The organism is Bradyrhizobium sp. BRP19 (assembly GCF_020194195.1).
In the GTDB taxonomy this organism is placed as follows: domain Bacteria; phylum Pseudomonadota; class Alphaproteobacteria; order Rhizobiales; family Xanthobacteraceae; genus Bradyrhizobium; species Bradyrhizobium yuanmingense.
This window is the reverse complement of record NZ_JADYVZ010000002.1, coordinates 788,722-812,446: the sequence shown is the minus strand read 5'-3', so window position 1 is coordinate 812,446 and position 23,725 is coordinate 788,722. Positions and strand designations below refer to the sequence as shown.

The 23,725-nt window shown below is 64.2% G+C and carries 22 protein-coding genes; 13 read left to right on the top strand and 9 right to left on the bottom strand.

The features are described from left to right. The first annotated feature begins 10 nt into the window (after positions 1-10). Positions 11-1,768, top strand: a complete 1,758-nt coding sequence (locus I6F36_RS09710) for an NAD+ synthase (protein WP_225112795.1) — start codon at positions 11-13, stop codon at positions 1,766-1,768. 25 nt (positions 1,769-1,793) lie between these two features. Here the strand turns inward: I6F36_RS09710 and I6F36_RS09705 are convergent, their stop codons facing one another. From I6F36_RS09705 to I6F36_RS09685, 5 genes are all read right to left on the bottom strand, one after another. After that, complete coding sequence (locus I6F36_RS09705) at positions 1,794-2,165, bottom strand: cytochrome C oxidase subunit IV family protein (protein ID WP_085972013.1); 372 nt, start codon at positions 2,163-2,165, stop codon at positions 1,794-1,796. 30 nt (positions 2,166-2,195) lie between these two features. Then, positions 2,196-2,918 (bottom strand): heme-copper oxidase subunit III family protein, encoded by a 723-nt coding sequence (locus tag I6F36_RS09700; RefSeq protein ID WP_036001504.1) that lies wholly within the window; start codon positions 2,916-2,918, stop codon positions 2,196-2,198. A gap of 13 nt (positions 2,919-2,931) precedes the next feature. Next, the gene (locus I6F36_RS09695) at positions 2,932-3,636 is read right to left on the bottom strand and encodes a cytochrome c oxidase subunit 3 (RefSeq protein WP_036022264.1); all 705 of its coding nucleotides are present in this window, start codon (positions 3,634-3,636) and stop codon (positions 2,932-2,934) included. Further along, the gene (locus tag I6F36_RS09690) at positions 3,633-5,411 is read right to left on the bottom strand and encodes a cbb3-type cytochrome c oxidase subunit I (protein ID WP_036001499.1); all 1,779 of its coding nucleotides are present in this window, start codon (positions 5,409-5,411) and stop codon (positions 3,633-3,635) included. The genes I6F36_RS09695 and I6F36_RS09690 overlap by 4 nt, the downstream gene beginning before the upstream one ends. Before the next feature lie 73 nt (positions 5,412-5,484). Next, positions 5,485-6,318: a cytochrome c oxidase subunit II gene (locus I6F36_RS09685; RefSeq protein ID WP_036022267.1), complete on the bottom strand. Its 834-nt coding sequence runs from the start codon at positions 6,316-6,318 to the stop codon at positions 5,485-5,487. Between the two features lie 526 nt (positions 6,319-6,844). Here I6F36_RS09685 and I6F36_RS09680 point away from each other — a divergent pair. After that, a complete protein-coding gene (locus I6F36_RS09680) occupies positions 6,845-7,750 on the top strand; it encodes a DUF2189 domain-containing protein (RefSeq protein WP_036001493.1) in 906 nt (301 codons plus the stop codon). Between the two features lie 52 nt (positions 7,751-7,802). Here the strand turns inward: I6F36_RS09680 and I6F36_RS09675 are convergent, their stop codons facing one another. Together I6F36_RS09675 and I6F36_RS09670 are read right to left on the bottom strand one after the other, a co-directional pair. Then, positions 7,803-8,969 (bottom strand): DUF2865 domain-containing protein, encoded by a 1,167-nt coding sequence (locus I6F36_RS09675; RefSeq protein WP_225125858.1) that lies wholly within the window; start codon positions 8,967-8,969, stop codon positions 7,803-7,805. A 139-nt stretch (positions 8,970-9,108) separates the two neighbouring features. Continuing rightward, positions 9,109-9,402: a hypothetical protein gene (locus tag I6F36_RS09670; RefSeq protein ID WP_036001478.1), complete on the bottom strand. Its 294-nt coding sequence runs from the start codon at positions 9,400-9,402 to the stop codon at positions 9,109-9,111. 290 nt (positions 9,403-9,692) lie between these two features. Between I6F36_RS09670 and cysS the strand changes: the two genes are divergently transcribed. From cysS to I6F36_RS09650, 4 genes are all read left to right on the top strand, one after another. Next, positions 9,693-11,075, top strand: coding sequence for a cysteine--tRNA ligase (cysS, locus tag I6F36_RS09665; protein WP_225125856.1), 1,383 nt, complete (start codon positions 9,693-9,695; stop codon positions 11,073-11,075). 115 nt (positions 11,076-11,190) lie between these two features. Then, positions 11,191-11,682, top strand: coding sequence for a GNAT family N-acetyltransferase (locus I6F36_RS09660; RefSeq protein WP_225125854.1), 492 nt, complete (start codon positions 11,191-11,193; stop codon positions 11,680-11,682). After that, the gene (gene cimA, locus I6F36_RS09655; RefSeq protein WP_225125851.1) at positions 11,679-13,277 is read left to right on the top strand and encodes a citramalate synthase; all 1,599 of its coding nucleotides are present in this window, start codon (positions 11,679-11,681) and stop codon (positions 13,275-13,277) included. Before I6F36_RS09660 ends, cimA begins: the two co-directional genes overlap by 4 nt. A gap of 141 nt (positions 13,278-13,418) precedes the next feature. After that, positions 13,419-13,796 carry a VOC family protein gene (locus I6F36_RS09650; protein ID WP_036001466.1) on the top strand — a complete coding sequence of 126 codons (378 nt, stop codon included), beginning with the start codon at positions 13,419-13,421 and terminating at the stop codon, positions 13,794-13,796. Positions 13,797-13,904: 108 nt separating this feature from the next. Here the strand turns inward: I6F36_RS09650 and I6F36_RS09645 are convergent, their stop codons facing one another. After that, complete coding sequence (locus I6F36_RS09645) at positions 13,905-14,510, bottom strand: TIGR00730 family Rossman fold protein (protein ID WP_025035586.1); 606 nt, start codon at positions 14,508-14,510, stop codon at positions 13,905-13,907. Positions 14,511-14,711: 201 nt separating this feature from the next. On the opposite strand from I6F36_RS09645, the gene I6F36_RS09640 reads away from it, so the two are divergent. The 4 genes from I6F36_RS09640 to I6F36_RS09625 all read left to right on the top strand — a co-directional run bounded on the left by I6F36_RS09640 (position 14,712) and on the right by I6F36_RS09625 (position 19,294). Continuing rightward, positions 14,712-16,670 carry an ABC transporter ATP-binding protein/permease gene (locus tag I6F36_RS09640; RefSeq protein ID WP_225125849.1) on the top strand — a complete coding sequence of 653 codons (1,959 nt, stop codon included), beginning with the start codon at positions 14,712-14,714 and terminating at the stop codon, positions 16,668-16,670. Between the two features lie 88 nt (positions 16,671-16,758). Beyond that, positions 16,759-17,481 carry a phosphatidylserine decarboxylase gene (locus I6F36_RS09635; RefSeq protein WP_225126019.1) on the top strand — a complete coding sequence of 241 codons (723 nt, stop codon included), beginning with the start codon at positions 16,759-16,761 and terminating at the stop codon, positions 17,479-17,481. 87 nt (positions 17,482-17,568) lie between these two features. Next, the gene (locus I6F36_RS09630) at positions 17,569-18,450 is read left to right on the top strand and encodes a phosphatidylcholine/phosphatidylserine synthase (RefSeq protein ID WP_036001453.1); all 882 of its coding nucleotides are present in this window, start codon (positions 17,569-17,571) and stop codon (positions 18,448-18,450) included. A gap of 124 nt (positions 18,451-18,574) precedes the next feature. Then, on the top strand, positions 18,575-19,294 hold the full coding sequence (locus I6F36_RS09625) for an RraA family protein (protein ID WP_036034447.1): 720 nt from the start codon (positions 18,575-18,577) through the stop codon (positions 19,292-19,294). A 117-nt stretch (positions 19,295-19,411) separates the two neighbouring features. Here I6F36_RS09625 and I6F36_RS09620 read toward each other — a convergent pair whose 3' ends face one another. After that, a complete protein-coding gene (locus I6F36_RS09620) occupies positions 19,412-19,705 on the bottom strand; it encodes a hypothetical protein (protein WP_036001448.1) in 294 nt (97 codons plus the stop codon). 301 nt (positions 19,706-20,006) lie between these two features. Between I6F36_RS09620 and I6F36_RS09615 the strand changes: the two genes are divergently transcribed. The 3 genes from I6F36_RS09615 (at position 20,007) to I6F36_RS09605 (ending at position 23,706) form a co-directional block, all read left to right on the top strand. Then, entirely contained in the window at positions 20,007-20,780 is a 774-nt protein-coding gene (locus I6F36_RS09615; RefSeq protein WP_036001447.1) for a motility protein A, read from the top strand. A 23-nt stretch (positions 20,781-20,803) separates the two neighbouring features. Further along, entirely contained in the window at positions 20,804-21,634 is an 831-nt protein-coding gene (locus tag I6F36_RS09610; RefSeq protein ID WP_036001445.1) for a flagellar motor protein MotB, read from the top strand. Between the two features lie 173 nt (positions 21,635-21,807). After that, positions 21,808-23,706, top strand: coding sequence for a potassium transporter Kup (locus tag I6F36_RS09605; RefSeq protein ID WP_036001442.1), 1,899 nt, complete (start codon positions 21,808-21,810; stop codon positions 23,704-23,706). The last annotated feature ends 19 nt before the right edge of the window (positions 23,707-23,725 follow it).

The following is a 23,725-nucleotide window of genomic DNA, read 5'->3' as shown; positions in this document are numbered from 1 at the left end:
TAAAGCGGCCATGACCGAACGTCTCGACACATTCGCGGTCACGCTCGCCCAGCTCAATCCGACCATGGGCGACGTGGAGGGCAATGCGGCCAAGGCGCGCGCGGCGCGGGCGCAGGCCAAGTCCGACGGCGCCGATCTCGTGTTGTTTCCAGAACTGTTCATCGCCGGCTATCCGCCGGAAGACCTGGTGCAGAAGCCCGCCTTCCAGGCCGCCTGCCGCGCCGCGATCGAAAGCCTCGCGCGCGAGACCGCCGATGGCGGGCCTGCGATGCTGGTCGGCACGCCCTGGGTCGAGGAGGGCATGCTCTACAATGCCTGTGCGCTGCTCGACGGCGGGCGCATCGCGAGCCTGCGTTTCAAGTGCAACCTGCCGAATTACGGCGTGTTCGACGAGAAGCGGCTGTTTTCGCGCGGCCCTGCCGCCGGTCCCGTGACTGTGCGCGGCGTGCGCATCGGTGTGCCGATCTGCGAGGACATCTGGCTGGAAGAGTCCGAGGATTACGAGAACGTGGTCGAGACGCTGGCCGAGACCGGCGCCGAGATCATCCTGGTGCCGAACGGCTCGCCTTACGCCCGCGACAAGAACGACGTGCGCCTGTCGGTCGCGGTGGCGCGCGTCACGGAGAGCGGGCTGCCGCTGGTCTATCTCAACCAGGTCGGCGGCCAGGACGAGCTCGTGTTCGACGGCGCATCCTTCGCGCTCAATGGCGATCTCTCGCTCGCGGCGCAGCTGCCGGCCTTCGAAGAGGGCATCGTCACGCTGCGCTTCAGCAGAAACGGCGACGACTGGCGCTGCAGCGGGCCGATCGCCGAGCTGCCCGAGGGCGACAAGGCCGACTACGCCGCCTGCGTGCTGGGCTTACGCGATTACGTCACCAAGAACGGCTTTCCAGGCGTGCTGCTCGGCATCTCCGGCGGCATCGATTCGGCGCTCTGCGCGGCGATCGCGGTCGACGCGCTCGGCGTCGACCAGGTGCATGGCGTGATGCTGCCTTACCGCTACACCGCGCCGCATTCGATCGCGGATGCCGGCGAGCTCGCCGGCCATCTCGGCATCCGCTACGAGGTGCTGCCGATCGCCGAAGCCGTGACCGGGTTCGAGACGATCCTGTCCGGCATCTTCAAGAACCTGCCGCCCGATATCACCGAGGAGAACCTCCAGGCCCGCACCCGCGGCACGCTGCTGATGGCGATCTCCAACAAGACCGGGCTGATGGTGGTGACGACCGGCAACAAGTCGGAGATGTCGGTCGGCTACGCCACGCTTTATGGCGACATGAACGGCGGCTTCAACCCGATCAAGGACATCTACAAGACGCAGGTGTTCCGCCTGGCAAGCCTGCGCAATTCCTGGAAGCCGGAGGGCGCGCTCGGCCCTGCCGGCGAGGTGATCCCGCCCGACATCATCACGCGCCCGCCGACCGCGGAGCTGCGCGAGAACCAGACCGATCAGGACTCGTTGCCGCCTTACGACGTGCTCGATGCCATCCTGGAGCGCCTGGTCGAGCGCGAGGAGCCGCTCGACCAGATCATCGCCGCCGGCTTCGACCGCGAGACGGTGATCCGGATCGATCATCTGCTCAACGTCGCCGAATACAAGCGCCGCCAGGCCGCGCCTGGGGTGAAGGTGACACCGAGGAATTTCGGCCGCGACCGCCGTTATCCCATCACCAACCGTTTTCGCGACAAGGGCCAGCCGTTGCCGGCGACGGATGAGGCGCTGGTGTCACGTGGAAGCACGGCGTCAATCGACGCATTCGAGGGGTGAAGCCTAGCCTGAGCGACGGCAGGGGCTATGACGGGGTTGCGAAAAACAGCACCCTCAGGAAGCGCGTGTATTCGGATTCGAGCGCCATGATCGCCACAAATACGAATACCACGACCGGCGGCAGCAGGATGGCATAGGTCAAGGCCAGCCGCTCCCAGGCCATGTGCATGAAGACGGCGACGATCAGGCCGGCCTTCAACATCATGAACAGCAGGATCAGCGACCACCTCAGATAGCCATGCAGGCCAAAGTAGTCGACGAGGTAGGAGAACGTGCTGAGGACGAACAACCAGCCCCAGACCACGAGGTAGAGCTTGATCGGGTGCTGTTGCCCCTCAGCGTGAACGGCTTCCGTTCCGACTGCGCCGTGCGCCGGAGCGTGGAGCCGCTCTTCCATGTGTACCGCCGCGTTTGTCATGCGCCGACCTCACCAAAGATAGAAGAATGCAAAGATGAACACCCACACGAGATCGACGAAGTGCCAGTATAGGCCCGTGATCTCGACGATCTCGTAATTCCCCCTTCGGCTCGTGAAGAAGCCGCGCCTCTCGACGTCGAAGTCGCCACGAAAGACCTTTCGCGCGATGGCGATCAGGAAGATCACACCGAACGTCACATGGGTGCCGTGGAAGCCGGTGATCATGAAGAAGCTCGCACCAAACTGCGGGGCGCCCCATGGATTGCCCCAGGGCCGGACGCCCTCCATGATCAGCTTGGTCCATTCGAAGGCCTGCATTCCGACGAAGGTCGCGCCGAAGGCTGCAGTGACCAGCATCAGGATTGCGGTTCTCACCCGATCGCGGCGGTAGCCGAAATTGACGGCCATCGCCATCGTACCGCTGCTGCTGATCAGCACGAAGGTCATGATGGCGATCAGGATCAGGGGCATGTGGTTGCCCCCGATATCGAGGGCGAAGACTTCGCTGGGATTGGGCCACGGCACGGTCGTCGACATGCGCGCCGTCATGTAGGAGAGCAGGAAGCAACTGAAGATGAAGGTGTCGCTGAGGAGGAAGATCCACATCATGGCCTTGCCCCAGGACACGTTCTTGAAGGCGCGCTGATCGGACGCCCAGTCGGCGGCGATGCCGCGCCAGCCTTCAAGCCGCGCAGGCGATTGGCCCGGATTTGTCAGCACGGTCTCAGCCATCTGGTCTCGCCTCCTAGCTCAGCAATTGGCGGCAGATGTCGATGAAATCGTCGGTCCAGCCGGTGAGAAGACCGAGCAGGACAAGCCAGACCAACAGCAGGAAGTGCCAGTAGATGGCGCACAGCTCCACGCTCAAGCGCATGTCGGCGATCTCGGCGCCGCGCCACATCTTGGCCGAGGTTCGGCCCAAGGCCACCAGACCGCCCGTCAGGTGCAGCCCGTGCACTGCGGTCAACAGGTAGAAGAAGGAATTCGATGGATTGGACGCCACGAAATATCCCGCAGCCCCGAGCCGTTGCCAGGCCAGGAGCTGCCCGGCGAGGAAGATCACGGCAGATGCTCCGCCCGCGAGCAGACCGATCATGACGCCTTCGGTATCGTGTCGGCGCGCGGCCACGTACGACCATTGCAGCGCGACACTGCTCAGGACCAGGACGCCCGTGTTGACCCACAGCAGCCGTGGCACCGGCAGCGGCCGCCAGTCCACCACGCTCATGCGCATCGAGTAGGCGCTGATGAAGAGGATGAACAAGGCGCTCGCGACCGCGAGAAACACGCCAAGTCCGATCTTCGCTGCCGGCCAGGTTATGGCATCGCCGCCGGGGAAGTCACCGGCCGGGCCTTCCTCCAGCCAGGGCTTGGCCGTCAGGCGCTGCTGCGACAGCCACCATCCGGCGATCACCGCAAGCACAGCCAGGAACAGGATGATGGCGCTCACGAAGCAGCTCCCTGAACGAGCTGAGTCGCACGCGGCGGCTGGTTCTGCGGAATGAAGTCCTCCGCGGCACCGGGCACACTGTAATCATAGGCCCAGCGGTACACGACAGGGAGCTCCTTGCCCCAGTTGCCGTGCGCCGGGGGCGTCTCCGGCGTCTGCCACTCCAGCGTCGTCGCCCGCCACGGATTGCCGCCTGAGGCCTCACCTTTGAACAGGCTCCAGACAAGGTTGAACAGGAACACCATCTGGCTAAAGCCGACGATCAAGGCCACCACGGAGATGAAGGCGTTGAGTGAATGGGCCGAGGACGGAATGAACGTCGTATCCAGGAGTTCGAAATACCGGCGCGGGACCCCGAGCAGTCCAAGATAGTGCATGGGGAAGAAGATCAGGTAGGCGCCGAGGAAGGTGACCCAGAAGTGAAACTTGCCCATGGCCTCGTTCAGCATCCGCCCCGTGACCTTTGGGTACCAATGATAGATCGCGCCGAGCACGACCATGATGGGCGCCACGCCCATCACCATGTGGAAATGGGCGACCACGAACATGGTATCCGAGAGGGGCACGTCCACGACGACGTTGCCGAGGAAGAGGCCGGTGAGCCCGCCGTTCACGAAGGTGACGATGAAGCCGAGGGCGAACAGCATCGGCACCGTGAGATGAATGTCGCCGCGCCACAGGGTCAGCACCCAGTTGTAGACCTTGATCGCGGTGGGGATTGCGATGATGAGCGTCGTGGTGGCGAAGAAGTACCCGAATTGCGGGAACATGCCGCTCACATACATGTGGTGCGCCCATACGATGAAGCTGAGCGCGCCGATGGCTACGATCGCCCAGACCATCATGCGATAACCAAAGATGTTCTTGCGCGCATGCGTGCTGATCAGATCGGAGACGATGCCGAAGGCGGGCAGGGCGACGATGTAGACTTCGGGATGACCGAAAAACCAGAACAGGTGCTGGAAGAGCAACGGGCTGCCGCCGCCATGTTTCGAAAGCGTGCCCATCTCGAGGAGAGCGGGCATGAAGAAGCTGGTTCCCAAGAGACGGTCGAACAGCAGCATGACCGAGGCAACGAACAATGCAGGGAACGCGAGGAGCGCCATAACGGTCGCCGTGAAAATGCCCCACACCGTCAGGGGCAGGCGCATCAAGGTCATGCCGCGCGTGCGCGCCTGCAACACAGTGACCACATAGTTCAGCCCGCCCATGGTGAAGCCGATGATGAACAGGATCAGGGACGCGAGCATGAGAAGGATGCCCCAATCCTGCCCGGGCGTTCCTGAAAGGATTGCTTGCGGCGGGTACAGCGTCCAACCGGCGCCGGTGGGGCCGCCGGGCACGAAGAATGTCGAGGCAAGCACCAGGACTGCGAGCAGGTAGATCCAGTAGCTCAGCATGTTCACATAGGGGAAGACCATGTCCCTGGCGCCGACCATCAGCGGGATCAGGTAGTTGCCGAAGCCGCCCAGGAACAATGCGGTGAGCAGGTAAATCACCATGATCATGCCGTGCATGGTGATGAACTGGAGGTACTGGTTGGCATCGATGAAAGAGAACGTGCCGGGGAATCCCAGTTGCAGCCGCATCAGCCACGACAGCACCAGGGCCACCAGCCCGATGGCCGTGGCCGTCAGCGAATACTGAATGGCGATCACCTTGGCGTCCTGCGAGAACACATATCGTGTCCACCAGCTCCGCGGATGATAGAGCTCGACGTCAGGTACTTCGGCAGGCGGGATGCCGGGGATTCCTTCATATGGAACATCGACCATAGAACCTCCTCGGTCGTTCCATCGGGGGGAGGCGCTGGCCTCTTGCGCCCGATCTATCTTCGGCGGCAGCTTGCTACTTGCTGCCGGATTGGTACGTCGTCTTCACGACGGCTTTTGCCGGCGATAATTCTGCGAACGTTTTTTGTTGCTCCAGCCAAGCGTGATATTCACGCTCTTCGTCGACGATGACCTTGGCCCGCATTTGATAGTGAGCAGTGCCACAAAGCTCCGCACAGAGGACATCGAAGGTTCCGGTTCGGATCGGCGTGATCCAGAAATAGGTCACCATGCCTGGAACCATGTCCATCTTGGCCCGGAATTCGGGCACGTAGAAATCGTGCAGGACATCAACCGAGCGGAGGAGAACCTTGACCGGCTTTCCGACTTGAAGGTGCAGGTCGCCGCTCTCGATCACGACATCGTCCTGCGCGTGCCGGTCGTCACGATTGAGCCCCATCGGATTGTCGGAAGCGATGTTGCGGACATCCGATGTGCCCAACTGCCCATCCTTGCCCGGAAGGCGGAAGCTCCACTGCCATTGCTGGCCCATGACCTCGATCTCGGTGGCATCCGCAGGCACCGTCACGAACTGGTGCCAGACCACGAGGCCAGGCGCCAGCATGGCCGCGACGCCGATGCCGGTCCCGACGCTCAGCCACCATTCGAGCCTTTTGTTTTCCGGATTGTAGTCAGCCCTTCTTCCCTCTCTATGGCGAAAGCGAAAGACGCAGTAAGCCATGAAGGCGATCACGGCGACGAAAACAAAGCCCGTGATCCAGAACGTGATGTTGATCGTGTGGTCGATATAGGCCCAGTTCGTGGCGATCGGCGTCCACCACCACGGGCTGTAGATGTGAAACAGCACCGAGCCGATCGCGACCAGAAGCAGTATCAGTGCGACAGCCATCCTGATCCATCCTTGCCATCGAAGGCTACGGATACGAATCCCGGGCGGAGCTCATGTCTGTCGCGATGGCTGGCCTTTCTTGGCATATGCCATCGCCGGCCTCTTGCTTCGCCCAGTCCACCGATCGCGAAATCAAGAGAACGCTCGCGACCTTCAACTCTAAGGGCGTCTGCGTCTAAAATGATCCCAGCCTAATCCGGCGTCAATAGAGCAATAGAGGTGCCCGAATTGGTGTGATTGCCGGTGCTGGCAAACCGACAAGCATCCGGTGCCCATTGTTCGGTTTGGGTGATGCAACGCACAAATCCGTGCTGGTGCGCAATTCACCCAACCGTGAGTGCAGTCGTGCTCCGCGCGCGCTAAGCTTGCCGGGCAGGTCGCGACGGGTTCCGTCCGGCCAGGCTCGGTTACTGAACCTGGGTTGCCGTACCAGACCCATCGCGTTTCCTGCTCGTCAGGCGGACACGCGTGGCTGAAGAGCGCGTGTTGTCGAAAACCGCGATTTTCAGCTCGGGAGGGTCCGTACATGGCCACTCTGTACTCCCACGACATCAGGCGGCGCGCATTCGGCGAAGCGACCTCCTATCCCATTCGCAAGATAAGCTTGTCCGACCTGACCGAGGTCCTGCGCCTGGGTTGGGGTGATTTCCAGGCGATGCCGAGTCACGCGATCGTCGTGTGCCTGATTTATCCCGTTCTCGGTCTCGTCCTGTTCAGGATGGTGCTCGGCTATTCGGTGCTGCCGCTACTGTTTCCGCTGGCCGCCGGCTTTGCCTTGATCGGTCCTTTTGCCGCGATCGGTCTCTACGAACTCAGCCGTCGTCGCGAGCGCGGCGAAGAGGTCGAAGCATGGGATGCGATCAAGGTGCTGCGCGCACCGTCGTTCGGCGCCATGGTCGAACTCGGCGTGCTCCTGCTGGTCCTGTTCGGGGCCTGGATCGGTGCCGCGAACGCAATCTATGTCGCGATCTTCGGTCACGCTGCGGCCGCAAGCATACCCGACTTCGCAACGCGCGTGCTGACGACACCCGAAGGCTGGTCGCTCATCATCATCGGTTGCGGTGTCGGCTTCCTGTTTGCGGTTGTGGCATTGTGCGTTAGCGTCGTGTCATTTCCGTTGATGCTGGACCGTCATGCGACGGCGATCGACGCGATCCGCACGTCGCTCCGAGCGGTGGCGGCGAATCCGGTTGCGATGGCCGGATGGGGCCTCATCGTGGCGGCTCTGCTCGTGATCGGCTCGCTGCCGCTCTTCGTCGGTCTCGCCGTCGTTCTGCCGGTGCTCGGTCATGCCACCTGGCACCTCTATCGGCGGGTGGTCGAGCCCAATCCGAACCCACCGGATGCACCGCTTCCGCCCCGGAAGGGCAGGCGCTACGCAGCAGACTTTCCGGCCAATCTCTTCCCGTGGAGCCGCGAGGGCGAGCCGTAACAGCGGAACGGCCGCGCTGGGACGCCCGCGCGGAGCATGACAGAGCGACGGCCTACTTCTGCTGCTGCGGCAGGAAGGTCGGGCCGACCGAGCGGATCGGCTTGTTCTCCGACGCGGGGCTCGCGTCCGCGGGTGGCGTGGCGACCGGTGCGGCAGCAGTTGCTGGCGCAGGAGCCGCGCCTTTCTTGGCATTGGCAGGCTGCGGCGCGCCCTTGTTGAGTCGTTGCTGCTGCATCTTCCTGGCGCTTTCCTCGGTGACGATGATGTCGCCCTGCTGCTCGGCCGCGGCCTTGTCATCGGCCGATTTCAGCGCATCCGCCCAGGTCTGTCCCGCCGCCTTGCAGGAGCAGGACGGGTTGAACTCGCTGCGGAATTTGAATGCGGTCGGCAGCGCCGTGTAGGGCTGGCCGCCGATCGAGACCGCCGCGTTCATGTCCTCGCCGGGATTGCGATGGCTGTAGAGCACGGCTTCCGCGGCCGGGCACAGCGCCTTGCAGGTTCTCTCGTCGTCGGCGAAACGCGCCGGCACGGTGGCAAAGGAGATCGGGAAATAAGCGCCGTCGCAGGTGCGCACGCAGACGGTGCGGAAGGTGCCGGATTGCGGGCCGAGATCGGAGGGCGGCATGGCCTGCGGATTGTTCGGGTTGTTGCCGCCGAACAGATTAGTGAGAAAGTTGCCGCCGCCCTGCTGCTGCACGGCATTGGCATATTGCTGGCCGCAATTGTTCTGCGCCAGCGCCATCAGCACCGAGCGGCGCTGGTTGTCGCGCTCCGGGTTGGCGCCGGGGCCGCCGCGCAGCCGCTCGAGGCTGCCGGTAATTTGGTCCAGATTGGCGCGCATCTGCTGGATCTGGGTGTTGACCGGGCCGCACTGCGCCGACTGGCCGTTGAACAGCGAGAAGAAGCCGGAGGAATCGCAGCCCATGCGCTTGGCCTGCATGGTGACACGGTCGAGCTCGGCCTGCTGCTTGGCCTGGGAATCCTGGTAGCGGCGGATCTGCTCTTCGCGCGCGGCATCACCTCCGCCGCGATCGAGCGCGGCGAGTTGGGCTTCCAGCCGCACGCACATCGGGTTCGGTCCGAGCCCGTTCTGGCCGGGCTGGGGCGGCGGGCCGGCCTGCGCCAAAGCGCCATCGGCGAGCACGAGTGTGCCGAGCACGGTGCAGGCAAGGAGGGAGCGGGCACGGAGGAGAGAGAAGAATTCAGGCATATCCGCCATTCTAGCGAGGTCACGGCCCAGCGTGATCATCCAAGTGAGGTGGGGGCCGAAGCGCGCCCTCCAATAGCCGCTTCCCGCGGCATCGTCACGTCGTTTCAGGGGCCGAACTGGTCCTAAGGTCCGCCAGCTCCGAGGGAATTCAGCGCTGGCAGGTGATTGCGACATATTCGTCGCAATGGCCATGGGAGCAGTTTGTGCCGGTTTTGGGGACGGAGCCGGTAATTTCGTCGGGATCGACCCGGCGATAGCCTGATGCCTTTGCAAAATCTCGTGACTGACAATAGGTGCGCGCGGCGGAGGCGCCGCATGTGTCGCCCTTGGTGTCGTTCTTGGACAGGCACTGGTCGGCGATGATGAAGACGCGGGTCTCGGCGCACGCCTGAGGTGCTGCAAGGAGCGAGGCGCTGAAAATGAGCGCGAGCAGGGATCGCATGAAAATACCGGGGGCAAAAAATTAGGGAACCGCGGGTTTCAGAATGGGCTCAAATGGTTAGGGGATCATGAACCCTCCGGGCGGGCCGCGCCCCGTGCGGAGGCAAAAACGGCATTTTCGCGGCCCTTGACGCCGGGGCCCGTGGTGGCCCATATGTGCCCGCATGGACGGTCTCCTCGCCATTTGCGCCATTTGCCGCGAGATTACGAGCTAGCGATTCGCTGGCTGGAGCCGTCTTTTCTCAAACACATTGAGAGCCTTGGACGCCCGGCCGAGAGGGATGGGTTGTCATGGAATTGCGTCTTTACGATACGCTGAGCCGGGAAAAGCGCACCTTCGTGCCGCTCGATCCGAACAACGTCCGCATGTATGTCTGCGGACCGACGGTCTATGACTTCGCCCATATCGGCAATGCGCGGCCGGTGATCGTGTTCGACGTGCTGTTTCGGCTGCTGCGCCACATCTACGGCGAGCCGCACGTCAAATATGTCCGCAACATCACCGACGTCGACGACAAGATCAACGACCGCGCCGCGCGCGACTTTCCCGGCCTGCCGCTGAACGAGGCCATTCGCAAGGTCACCGAGCAGACCGGCAAGCAGTTTCATGCCGACGTCGATGCGCTCGGCGCGCTTCGGCCGAGCGTCGAGCCGCGCGCCACCGAGCATATCGGCGAGATGCGCGAGATCATCGAGAAGCTGGTCGCCGGCGGCTTTGCCTATGTCGCCGAGGACCACGTGCTGTTCTCGCCGCAGGCGATGAACGCGGCCAATTCCGCGCTGCCGCGCTATGGCGCGCTGTCGAAGCGCTCGCTCGACGAGATGATCGCCGGCGCGCGGGTCGATGTTGCGCCCTACAAGCGCGATGCGACCGACTTCGTGCTGTGGAAGCCGTCGAAGCCGGGCGAGCCGTCCTGGCCGTCGCCATCCGGCATCAAGGCGGAGGGGCGTCCGGGCTGGCACATCGAGTGCTCAGCGATGGCCTGGAAGCATCTCGGCGAGCATTTCGACATCCATGGCGGCGGCATCGATCTCGTGTTTCCGCACCACGAGAACGAGGTCGCGCAGACCTGCTGCGCCTTCCATCGCGAGCGCATGGCGAATTATTGGATGCACAACGGCTTCTTGCAGGTCGAGAGCGAGAAGATGTCGAAGAGCCTCGGCAACTTCATCACGATCCACGAGCTGCTCAGGGATTGGCCGGGTGAGGTGCTGCGCCTCAACATGCTCAAGACGCATTACCGCTCGCCGATCGACTGGACCATGAAGTCGCTGGAGGAGAGCGCTAAGACGCTCGACGACTGGTATCGCGTCGCGGCCGATGTCGTGTCCGGCGAGCCGGCTCCGTCGGTGGTCGAACCGCTGCTCGACGACCTCAACACGCCGCAGGCGATCGCGGCGCTGCACGGCCTGCGCGGCAACGATATCGCAGGTCTTGCGGGCTCGTTGCGGCTGCTCGGATTCCTCTCCGAGAGCGCGGCGCAGTGGGAAGGGCGCAAGCAGCAGGCGAGCGGGATCGACGCCAAGGAGGTCGAGCGCCTGCTCGTGGAGCGAACAGCTGCGCGTAGCCGCAAGGACTTTGGCGAGTCCGACCGCATTCGCGATCTGCTCGCTGCGATGGGCGTCGCGATCAAGGACTCCAAGGAAGGCACCACCTGGGAGATCGCCCGATGAAGCGCCCCGAGACGCCGTTTCCGCGGCACTGGCTCTATTACATCGCGCTGAAGATCGCGCTGCTCGCCGGCGCGGTGGCGATCGTGCTCAAGCTTTATGGGATGTGGTAAGGACGATGGGACAGACTTTGCCAAAGCCCGCACTGAGGCCCTTCCTGCCGGCGGATGTGCCGATCCTCGCCGCGATCTTCGCCGCCAGCATCGAGGAGTTGACCGGCGACGATTATAGCGAGGCGCAGCAGGAAGCCTGGATGGCGGCGGCCGAGGACGAGGAGTTCGGCAAGCGGCTTGCGTCCGACCTGACGCTGATCGCGACGCTGGAAGGCTCGCCGGTTGGTTTTGCTTCGCTGCGCGGCAACGATCACATCCGCATGCTCTATGTGCATCCGGCCGTGGCCGGGCAGGGCATCGCGACCATGCTGGTCGATGCATTGGAGAGGCTCGCCGGCAGCCGCGGCGCCAAGAGCCTGTCGGTGGACGCCAGCGATACCGCGGAGGGCTTCTTCGCCAAGCGCGGCTACACCGCCCAGCAGCGCAACAGCGTCACCATCAATGACGAGTGGCTCGCCAACACCACCATGAAGAAGACGCTCGGAGCGGGGCAATGAGCAAGCAGCGTCTCTATCTGTTCGACACCACGCTGCGCGATGGGGCGCAGACCAACGGCGTCGACTTCACGCTGGCGGACAAGCAGGTCATCGCGGCGATGCTCGATGATCTCGGCATCGATTATGTCGAGGGCGGCTATCCCGGCGCCAACCCGCTCGACACGGAGTTCTTTGGCTCCAAGCCCAAGCTCAATCATGCGCGCTTCACCGCCTTCGGCATGACGCGGCGGGCAGGCCGGTCGGTCTCGAACGACCCGGGCGTCGCGGGCCTTTTGGAAGCGAAGGCGGACGCGATCTGCTTTGTGGCGAAGGCGTCGGCCTATCAGGTCCGCGTCGCGCTGGAGACCACGAAGGAAGAAAACCTCGCCTCGATCCGCGACAGCGTCGCGGCGGCGAAGGCGGCCGGCCGCGAGGTGATGCTCGATTGCGAGCATTTCTTCGACGGCTACAAGGAAGACGCCGCCTTCGCGCTCGCCTGCGCCAAGGCCGCCTTCGATGCCGGTGCGCGTTGGGTGGTGCTGTGCGACACCAACGGCGGCACCATGCCCGATGAGGTCGAGGCCATCGTCAGAGACGTGACCAGGCACATCCCCGGCGATCACGTCGGCATCCACGCCCATAACGACACCGAGCAGGCGGTGGCCAATTCGCTCGCCGCGGTGCGTGCCGGCGCGCGGCAGATCCAGGGCACGCTGAACGGCCTCGGCGAGCGCTGCGGCAATGCCAATCTCTGCTCGCTGATCCCGACGCTGAAGCTGAAGATCGGGTTTGCCGACGCTTTCGAGATCGGCGTCACCACCGAGAAGCTGGCGACGCTCGTCAAGGTGTCGCGCACGCTCGACGACATGCTGAACCGCGTGCCGAACCGGCATGCTCCTTACGTCGGCGAGAGCGCCTTCGTCACCAAGACCGGCATCCATGCCTCCGCCGTGCTGAAGGATCCGCAGACCTACGAGCATGTGTTGCCGGAGCTGGTCGGCAATCACCGCAAGGTGCTGGTGTCCGACCAGGCCGGGCGCTCCAACGTCATCGCCGAGCTCGACCGCGCCGGTATCCCTTACGAGAAGAGCGATTCGAAGCTGACGCGTCTCGTCGAGGAATTGAAGGAGCGCGAGGCGGCCGGCTATGCCTATGAATCCGCCAACGCCTCGTTCGAGCTCCTGGCGCGCCGCACGCTCGGCAAGGTGCCGCATTATTTCGAGGTCGAGCAGTTCGACGTCAACGTCGAGCAGCGCTACAACGCGCTCGGCGAACGCGTCACGGTGGCGCTCGCGGTGGTCAAGGTCGACGTCGCCGGCGAGCATCTGATCTCGGCGGCCGAAGGCAACGGTCCCGTCAACGCGCTCGACGTCGCCCTGCGCAAGGACCTCGGCAAGTACCAGAAGTTCATCGAGGGCCTGACACTGATCGACTATCGCGTCCGTATCCTCAATGGCGGCACCGGCGCGGTCACGCGCGTGCTGATCGAGAGCGAGGACGAGAACGGCGATCGTTGGACCACCGTCGGCGTGTCCCCGAACATCATCGATGCCTCGTTCCAGGCGCTGATGGATTCGGTAATCTACAAGCTCGTGAAGTCGGACGCGCCGGCGTAACCCCCACGACGACTGTCATTCCCCGCGAAGGCGGGGAATCCAGTACGCTGCGGCCCATCGATTTATCTACTGCTGTCACGGAGTACTGGATCGCCCGGTCAAGCCGGGCGATGACACCGAGGATGGGGAAAGGGCACGGCCATGATCGACCACATCTCCGTCGGCGTCAGCGATCTCGATCGCGCCGCAAAGTTCTACGAGGCGACGCTCGCCGCACTCGGCCTCGCGCGCCTCGTCACGCGGCCGCGGACGATCGGGTTTGGCAAGGCCTATCCGGAGTTCTGGATCAATCTGCGCGAGGGCATGCCGCGTGTCGCGCCGGAGAGCGGCGTGCACATCTGCCTGCGGGCGAAAACCGCGGCCGAGGTCGATGCGTTTCACGCAGCTGCGCTGTCCGCTGGCGGCGCCTCCGACGGCGCACCGGGCCTCCGCCCGCACGATCGCGTGCGCTACTACGCCGCCTTCGTCACCGATCCCGACGGCAACCGGATCGAGGCGGTGACGTTTCCGCAGGAATAGGGACGGTCTAAAGCGCGATGCGATTAGGATGGATCGTCATCGCGCTTTAGGTTGTTGTTTGAGCATGATCTTTTCGGAAAACCGCTTCACACTTTTCCGGATCATGCTTTAGAGCCGCCGGGCCACGTCGGGCGCGAGATCGCGCTGGTCGTCAGGGATCTGCGCCGCCGCGGCGCGCAGCCGTGGGATGATCTCCTCGACCTTGTCCGCCTTCAGGATATCGACGGTGAGACCGGCGCGGATGAACTGGGTCTGCCGCATGTGGGCCACCAGGGAGAACAGCGGCTCCCAGAAGCCGTCGACATTGGCGAGCAGCACGGGCTTGGCGTGACGGCCGAGTTGCTGCCAGGTCAGCTGCTCCACCAGCTCCTCCAGCGTGCCGAGCCCGCCGGGCAGGGCCACGAAGGCGTCGGAGCGCTCGAACATCAGCCGCTTGCGCTCGTGCATGTCGGGTGTGACGACCATCTCCTGCACGCGCGTCAGCGCATTCTCGCGCATCCGCAGGAAGTCGGGGATGATGCCGGTGACCATGCCGCCGTGATCCAGCACGGAGGTCGCAACCGCGCCCATCAGGCCGAGCGAGCCGCCGCCATAGACGAGGCGGATCTTGCTTTCCGCCAGCGCTTTGCCGAGCGCCTTCGCCGCTTCAATAAAGTTGGGATTTGTTCCAGGGCCGGAGCCGCAATAGACACAGACGGTTTTGATCGTGCTCATTGGTGCCATGATGCATTGCAGCGAAGTGGCGTCAAGCCCAAACGGTGATTCGATACGTCCGGGAATTTACCGGTAAATCGCGACAAACAATCGAAGATTCGCCATCTGGCGGGGTGCACGGGCATCGGGAAGGCTCTATATGACGGGCGAAAATCGTTAATCGCAGTTTCGCCCGCATCCGGCGGGCTTTCGGGTTTGTTGATGGACCAACCTCAATCGTTCGACGGCGCCGACGTTCCTGATCCTTCCGTGGCAGGACCGCAGGCCGGGGCCACGCTGATGGGCACGCTGGCACATCTGTGGCCCTACATCTGGCCGGGCGACCGTTTCGACCTGAAGATGAGGGTGGTCTGGTCGCTGGTGTTGTTGCTCGCCGCCAAGCTGATCACGCTCACCGTGCCGTTCAGCTTCAAATGGGCGACGGATGCGCTGACCGGCGCCAACACCGCGCCGGTAGCGGCCGACAATTGGCATCTCTGGGTGATCGCCTCGCCTTTGCTGCTGACCGCGAGCTACGGCGTGATGCGCATCCTGATGGCGGTGCTGACGCAATGGCGCGACGGCATCTTCGCCCGCGTCGCCATGCATGCGGTGCGCAAGCTCGCGACCCTCACCTTCATCCACATGCACGAGCTGTCGCTGCGCTTTCACCTCGAGCGCAAGACCGGTGGCCTCACGCGCGTGCTCGAGCGCGGCCGCGAGGGCATCGAGGTCATCGTGCGCATGGTGATCCTGCAGCTGATCCCGACCATCGTCGAGGTCTCGCTGCTGCTGGCGGTGCTGCTCTGGCAATTTGACTGGCGTTACGTGGTCGCGACCCTGATCACGGTCACGCTCTACATGTACTACACCTACGTCGCGACCGAGTGGCGGATCGGCATCCGCCGCAAGATGAACGATTCCGACACCGAGGCGAACACCAAGGCGGTCGACTCGCTGCTCAACTACGAGACGGTGAAGTATTTCAGTGCCGAGGCACGCGAGGCGCAGCGCTACGACAGATCGGTCGAGCGCTACGAGGAGGCGAGCGTCCGCACCTACACCTCGCTTGCGGTGCTCAACACAGGCCAGGCGGTGATCTTCACGCTGGGCCTGACCGCGACCATGCTGATGTGCGCGATCGGCGTGCGCAACGGCACCAACACCGTCGGCGATTTCGTGCTGGTCAACGCCATGATGATCCAGCTCTACCAGCCGCTGAACTTCATGGGCATGGTCTATCGCGAGATCAAGCAGGCGATCATCGACATCGAGAAGATGTTCGGCGTGCTCAGCCGCGAGGCCGAGATCAAGGACGCGCCTGGCGCGAAGCCGCTGGTCATCTCCGCCGGCACGGTGCGCTTCGAGGACGTGCGCTTTGCCTATGAGCCGGCGCGCCCCATCCTCAAGGGCATCAGCTTCGAAGTGCCGGCCGGCAAGACGGTTGCCATCGTCGGCCCCTCTGGCGCCGGCAAATCGACCATCTCGCGGCTTCTGTTTCGCCTCTATGATGTCTCCGGCGGCAGGATCCTGATCGACGGCCAGGACATCCGCGAGGTCACGCAGGCCAGCCTGCGCGCATCGATCGGCATGGTGCCGCAGGATACCGTGCTGTTCAACGACACCATCCGCTACAACATCCGCTACGGCCGCTGGGACGCGACCGATGCCGAGGTCGAGGAGGCGGCGCGGCTGGCGCAGATCGACCACTTCATCCGCATGGCGCCGAAGGGCTACGAGACCCAGGTTGGCGAGCGCGGCCTGAAGCTGTCGGGCGGCGAGAAGCAGCGCGTCGCGATCGCGCGCACGGTGCTCAAGGCGCCGCCGATCCTGGTGCTCGACGAGGCGACCTCGGCGCTCGACACCCATACGGAGCACGAGATCCAGGGGGCGCTCGACCGCGTGGCGAAGAACCGCACCTCCCTGGTGATCGCGCATCGGCTTTCCACCATCGTCGGCGCCGACGAGATCATCGTGCTGAACCAGGGCCGCATCGCCGAGCGCGGCACTCACGCGAGCCTGCTCGCGCAGGGCGGGCTCTATGCCAGCATGTGGAACAGGCAGCGCGAGGCCGAGGAGGCCCGCGAGAAGCTGGCCAAGATGGCCGACACCAATGCCGCGCCTAACCGGGAGCCGCCGCCGGTCGATGATAGCCTGACGACGCCCGCGGCGGCGGAGTGACCTTGTCTCCGGTCCCAAGTCTGGCCTAAACAAAGTCTGGCCTAAACAAAAGTCTGGCCTAAACAAGCCCGCGCGACGACCCCGTGGCATTAACCCCGACCGGCAAAAAGCAATGTCCATTCTCGATTCGATCCAGCGTCAGATCCCGCCGATCCACAAGGAGGGCTATCCCTTCATCGGCGCCTTTGCGCTGGCGAGCCTGCTCCTGTTCTGGCTGTGGTCGCCGCTGGGGTGGATCGGCACGATCCTGACCGTGTGGTGTGCGCTGTTCTTCCGCGATCCCGTCCGTGTGACGCCGGTGGGCGAGGGTCTCGTGGTGTCGCCGGCCGACGGGCGCGTCTCCATGATCACCATGGCGCTGCCGCCGGCCGAGCTTGGGCTGGGCGACCGGCCGCTGCCGCGCGTCTCGATCTTCATGAGCGTGTTCAATTGCCACGTGAACCGCGCGCCCGTGGCGGGCAGGGTGGATCGTATCGCCTACCGGCCCGGCCTCTTCATCAACGCCGAGCTCGATAAGGCGAGCGAGGACAACGAGCGCAACTCGCTGGTGATCACGACGCCGACGGCGCGGATCGGCGTGGTCCAGATCGCCGGCCTGGTCGCCAAGCGCATCGTCTGCTTCGTCAAGGAGGGGCAGGCGATCGGCGCCGGCGAGCGTTTCGGCCTGATCCGCTTCGGCTCGCGCCTCGACGTCTACCTGCCCGTGGGTACCAAGGCGCTGGTCTCGGAAGGGCAGACCGCGATCGCCGGAGAGACGATCCTGGCCGACCTTGCCGGCGACGACCCGGGCCGCGCGTTCCGCGCCAATTAACCAATAGTCGGTGCTCACAGGCGTTCCGCCGCAATGGCGGAGGGCGGCGCGGCTTGCTAATATCTCGCCTCGAGATAAGGACGAGCCATGACGCCTTACGATTTCAAGGATCCCGACGTCCGCCGCCGGCGGTTCCGACCGATCCCGGTGCGGATGCTGGTGCCCAACGTCATCACGCTGCTGGCGATCTGCGCCGGCCTGACCTCGATCCGCCTGTCGATCGAAGGACGGATGACGCTCGCGGTCTATGCCATCGTGTTCGCCGCCGCGCTCGACGGCATCGATGGCCGCATCGCGCGCATGATCAAGGGGCAGTCGAAGTTCGGCGCCGAGCTCGACAGTCTCGCCGACTTCGTCAATTTCGGCGTGGCGCCCGGCCTGATGCTGTATTTCTGGCAGCTGCATGAGCTCGGCAATGCCGGCTGGATCGCCGCCATGGTGTTCGCGATCTCCGGCGGCCTGCGGCTTGCGCGCTTCAATGCCACCATGGACGATCCGAACAAGCCGGCTTTCGCCGCCAATTTCTTCACCGGCGTGCCGGCGCCCGCCGGCGCGATCACCGTGCTGCTGCCGATCTATGTCGCGTTCCTCGACGTCGGGCGCACACCTGCGGCGGTGACCGCGGCCTACACGCTTCTGATCGCGTTTCTGATGGTGTCGCGCCTGCCCGTGTTCTCCGGCAAGACCAAGCGGATGCGCGTGCCGCCCGAGCTGGTGCTGCCGGCCTTCGTCGCCGTGATCGTCTTCATCGCGCTCCTGATCGCCTATCCCTGGCACGTGCTGTCGATCGGCACGGTGCTGTACCTCCTCGCGCTGCCGCTCGGCTACAAATCCTATCGCGACCAGGCGCGCGCGATGGAAGCCACCGCGCCGGCGGGAGGCGAGGTCCCGTCACCGCCCTCGGCGCCGACGCTGGCGAATTTGTCGGAGCCGCCGCAAGACGACGATCGGCCCGGACGACTGCACTAAAACGCTCCTCGCGGATATCTGCCATGAAGCCTGCCTGAGTTGGGTCGAGGTCCGATCTCGGCTATATCGCCCTTGTGCCGGCGGCATCGCGCAATCAATCGCCGCCAACCTGGGAGAGAACGCCGTGACCAATTCCGCGACCGGGCCGCTGCCCGCTTCCGTCCTCGAAGCGCTGGGCCGTTACGATACGCCGACGATCTGCAACGCCATGGAGATCGTGGCGCCCGAGCGGCGGCTGATCGGCTACACCACCAAGCAGCTGGTCTGTCCGTTTCCCGACCTGCCGCCGATCGTCGGCTATGCCCGCACGGTGACGATCCGCTCGGTTCTGAAATCATCGCTTCCGGCCGAGGAGCAGTCCAGGCGCCGAATCGCATATTACGAATATGTCGGCACCGGCCATGGCCCGCGCATCTCGGTGATCCAGGACATCGACGGACCCGACGTCGGCTATGGCGCGTTCTGGGGCGAGGTACAGAGCAACGTGCACAAGGCGCTCGGCTGCCTCGGCGTCATCACCGACGGCTCGATCCGCGACATCCCGCAATGGGCGCCCGGGTTCCAGGCGCTAGCCGGCTCGATCGGCCCGTCGCACGCCTGGGTGCACGCGGAAAGCTTTGGCGGCGAGGTGCGCGTCGCCGGCATGACCGTAAAGTCGGACGACCTCATCCACGCCGACCGGCATGGCGCCATCGTGATCCCGCTTGACCTTGCCGCAAAGCTGCCGGAGGCCGCCGAACTGTGCGGCCGCCGCGAGACGCCGATCCTGGAGATCGCCCGCAGTCCCGACTTCTCGCTCGAGAAGCTCAAGGCCGCGTTGAAGCGCTCTGCGGAGATCCATTGACGGCTGCTGGAGCATGATCCGGAAAAGCGTGTAGCGGTTTTCCGAAAAGATCATGCTCAAACAATAACCTAAAGCGCGATGACGGTTGATCCTAATCGCATCGCGCTTTAGGGCAATCTACGGCCCGGACGACGGCCGAATGCCGCCTTGCTCGGTCAGAAGCAGGGCGACTTGATCCGGTTCTCCGAGCACGGCGGCGGCGCATCCGATCAGGGTGAAGCCGCCGGCAAGGTCCCAGAGGGTGATATCGTCTGCGCTGTTGGCGCTGCGCATCAACCGCGCCGCGAGCACGGCGAAGGCGGCCTCGATAAAGAGCAGCACGCTGAACGCCGGAAGCACGAGTTCCGGCTCGAGCAGGTGGAACGCCAGCGCCGCGGGCAGCGCCGTGAGTAGACCGAATAGCATCAACATCGCGCTGGCTCCGCGATTGGCCCTGTCGCAACGCTAGCAGACACCAACTGATCCCCGTCCACGATGTGGCGGAGGGCCGCAGCCGACGTGACGTGGTGGGCGCCTGCTTATGGTTAGCGAAGGGTTGAAATTCCTATCGCTGGACGGCAACCGGGACAAATTGCGGCGGCAGGCGGCACATCGTCGAGACTTAACCTTTACGCGCCTTTAAGGGCGGCGCTCTAGGGTCTGCGATGCGGTTCGGGGTTGAGCCGCGCCAGCGGCCAGGACGGCCGTTGTTGCGTAGGCGTTGGAGTCGATCATGGATATCGCAACACTTGTCGGCCTCGTCGCAGGCGCCATTGTTGTGTCGTCGCTGATCCTGATGGGCGGTACGTTCGGGATGTTCTACGACATCCACGCCGTCATCGTCATCTTCGGCGGCTCGTTCGCAGCGACGATGATCCGCTTTCCTTTGTCCGCGATGATCCACGGCGTGCCGCTGGGCGCGAAGTTTGCTTTCACCCTGAGCCGCCTGTCGGCTCACGACCTTGTCGACGAGCTCGCCCGCATCGCGGAAATCGCCCGCAAGCAGGGCCCGGTCGGACTCGAAAAGGTCGAGACCGACGAGCCCTTCCTCGCGAAGGGCATTCGCTATGTTGCCGACGGCTACGACCTCGATTTCATTCGCGACAATCTGGAGCGCGACCGGGACAACTTCCTGATGCACCTCGACGAAGGCAGCAAGATCTACCGCGCCGTCGGCGACTGCGCCCCGGCGTTCGGCATGATCGGCACGCTGCTTGGCATGGTGCAGATGTTCTCCAACATGTCGGATCCCTCCAAGCTCGGCCCGTTCATGGCCACCGCGCTGCTGGCGACCCTGTACGGCGCCGTTGTCGCCAACCTGATCTGCTTGCCGATCGCGGACAAGCTGCACGGCAAGCTGCTGGACGAAGAGACCAACCGCACCTTGATCATCGACGGCATCCTGATGATCCGCGACTCCAAGAGCCCGACCCTGGTGCGCGAAATGCTGCTGGCCTATCTGCCGGAGAAGCATCGTCACACCGAAGGCGAGCCGGTGCCGGCTTGAGGCCGCCGCCTGGATTTTGAGAGATGGCCAAGAAGAAGCGCGGCAATGCTCACGGTGGCGGCCACGGCTGGTTCGTGACCTTCGCCGACCTGATGGCGCTGCTGCTGGCGTTTTTCGTGATGCTGGTCGCGTTCTCCACGCAAGACGCCAACAAGCTGAAGATCGTCGCGGGCTCGATGCGCGAGGCGTTCGGCGTGCAGACCGAGGCGCGCTACTCCGGCATCGTCGAATCCGACGGCCTGCCGACGCGCCCGCGGCTCAAGAACGTCGACCACATCCAGCCGGAAGATGCCTCCAACACGCCGACGCCAGATCAGGAAGACCGCGAAAAGACCTCCGGCGCGAAGATCAAGGTCGACCGCAATTTCGCGCTGGCCGCAGCCTCGCTGCGCCAGGCGTTGCAGGACATGCCGGAACTGACCGAGATGTCCAAGCACATCATGTTCGAGGAGACCAAGCAGGGCCTGAACCTCGAGATCGTCGACCAGGACGGCCGCTCGATGTTCGCCGACGGCTCCAAGGTGCCCTATGACCGCACCCGCCGCCTGGTCGAGAAGCTCGCGATCCCGCTCAAGGCGACGCCGCTCCGCGTCTCCATCGCCGGCCACACCGCGGCGGGGTTCGTGCCGACCCGCAGCGACTATGGCGCCTTCGATCTGTCGGCCGATCGCGCCAACGCCGTGCGCCAGATCCTCGAGCGCCAGGGCCTGCCGCCGTCGCACATCTTCGCCGTCTCCGGCAAGGCCGATACCCAGCCGCTGTTTCCGGACGATCCCTCACTGGCAGCCAACCGGCGGGTGACCATCACCTTGATGCGCGAAGATCCGCCGCTGCCGCCGAATCTGAGGCCGTAACCCCCTTGCGCTACCATCTTACCTGAGGCATGTCGTCGCGCGGGCGATGAGCGTGGCTGTGGCGTCACAGCATCCGGCTCGGCGCCTGCTATGATGGTGCGCCGATTGACAGGTGCACCGGAAGCGTCAAAAGGCGCCGGATCAATTTCAGGAACGAAGCGTTCTCCACCTTCATGACGGCGAGCATCACACAGGCCGAGACCCAGGACGGGCGGCCCACCGCAAGTTTTTGGGCCCTTACGCTCGGGAGTGTCGGCGTCGTCTTTGGCGATATCGGCACTTCGCCGCTCTATGCATTCCACGAGGCGGTCAAGGCCGCCGCCCATGGCGAGCCCGTCTCGCGCGTCATCGTGCTCGGCGTGCTCTCGCTGATCCTGTGGGCGCTCCTGATCGTCGTCACCGCCAAATATGTCCTCTTGCTGCTGCGCGCCGACAATAACGGGGAGGGCGGCACGCTCTCGCTGATGGCGCTCGGCCAGCGCGCGCTCGGGCGGCGAAGCTGGGTCCTGCTCGCGCTCGGCGTGATCGGCGCTTCGATGTTCATCGGCGATTCCATGATCACGCCGGCGATCTCGGTGCTCTCGGCGGTGCAGGGCCTCAAGCTCGCGACCCCCGCGCTCGAGCACTATGTCGTGCCGCTCACCGTGCTCATTCTGGTGCTGCTGTTCGCCGTGCAGAGCAAGGGAACCGCATTGGTCGCCTCGGCCTTCGGGCCGGTGATGGTGGTCTGGTTCACCGTCATCGCCGTGATGGGGGCTGTCCACATCGCCGACGATCCCACGGTGCTGGCGGCGATCAATCCGTACTATGCGGTGCAGTTCGTGCTGTCGCACGGTGTGATCGGCCTCGTGACGCTCGGCGCGGTGTTCCTGGCGGTGACGGGCGGAGAGGCGCTTTATGCCGATCTCGGCCATTTCGGCCGCAAGCCGATCCAGTCGGCCTGGATGTTTTTCGTGCTGCCGGCGCTTCTAGTCAACTATTTCGGGCAGGGTGCGCTGGTGCTGTCCGATCCCAGCGCGATCGAGCATTCGTTTTATCGCATGGTGCCCGAGAGCCTGGTCCTGCCGCTGGTCGGACTCGCGACGGCCGCAACCGTGATCGCGAGCCAGGCGGTGATCACCGGCGCCTATTCGCTGGTCCACCAGGCCGTGCAACTCGGGCTCCTGCCGCGTTTTGAGGTGCGTTACACCTCCGAATCCCATGCCGGCCAGATCTATCTGCCGCGCGTCAACCGCCTGCTGCTGATCGGCGTGATGCTGCTGGTGCTGCTGTTCCACACCCCCAGCAATCTGGCTTCCGCCTACGGTATTGCCGTCTCCACCACCATGGTCGCCGACGGCATCATGGGCTTCGTCGTGATCTGGAAGTTGTGGAACTGGCGCGCCGCGACGGCCGCAGCCGTGATCGTCCCCTTCGTCATCGTCGATTTGAGCTTCCTCAGCGCCAACCTGCTCAAGCTGCTCGAAGGTGCCTGGGTGCCGCTGCTGTTCGGCATCGTCATGGCCGGGACGATCTGGACCTGGCGCAAGGGCTCCGCAATCCTGATCCAGAAGACCCGCCGGATCGAGGTGCCATTGGACGATCTGATCCGCAGTTTGGAGAAGCGGCCACCGCACATCGTCAAGGGCACCGCGGTGTTCCTGACCAGCGATCCGGCGTTCGTGCCGACCGCGCTCCTGCACAATCTCAAGCACAACAAGGTGCTGCATGAGCACAACGTGATTCTGACCATCGAGACCGCGCAGACGCCTCGGGTCGATCTGTCGGAGCGGTTCAGGATGGAGAAGATCAGCGAAAAGTTCTCCAAGGTCCGCTTGCGCTTCGGTTTCATGGAGCAGCCGAACGTGCCGAAGGCGCTCGCCATCGCGCGCAAGCAGGGTTGGCAGTTCGACATCATGTCGACGTCGTTCTTCGTGTCGCGCAGGTCACTGAAGGCCTCGGCACAGTCGGGCATGCCGCTCTGGCAGGATCATGTGTTCATCGCGCTGAGCCGGTCGGCCAACGATGCCACCGACTACTTCCAGATCCCCACCGGCCGCGTGGTCGAAGTCGGAACCCAGGTCACTATCTAGAATGCAACTGGCGTAGCCA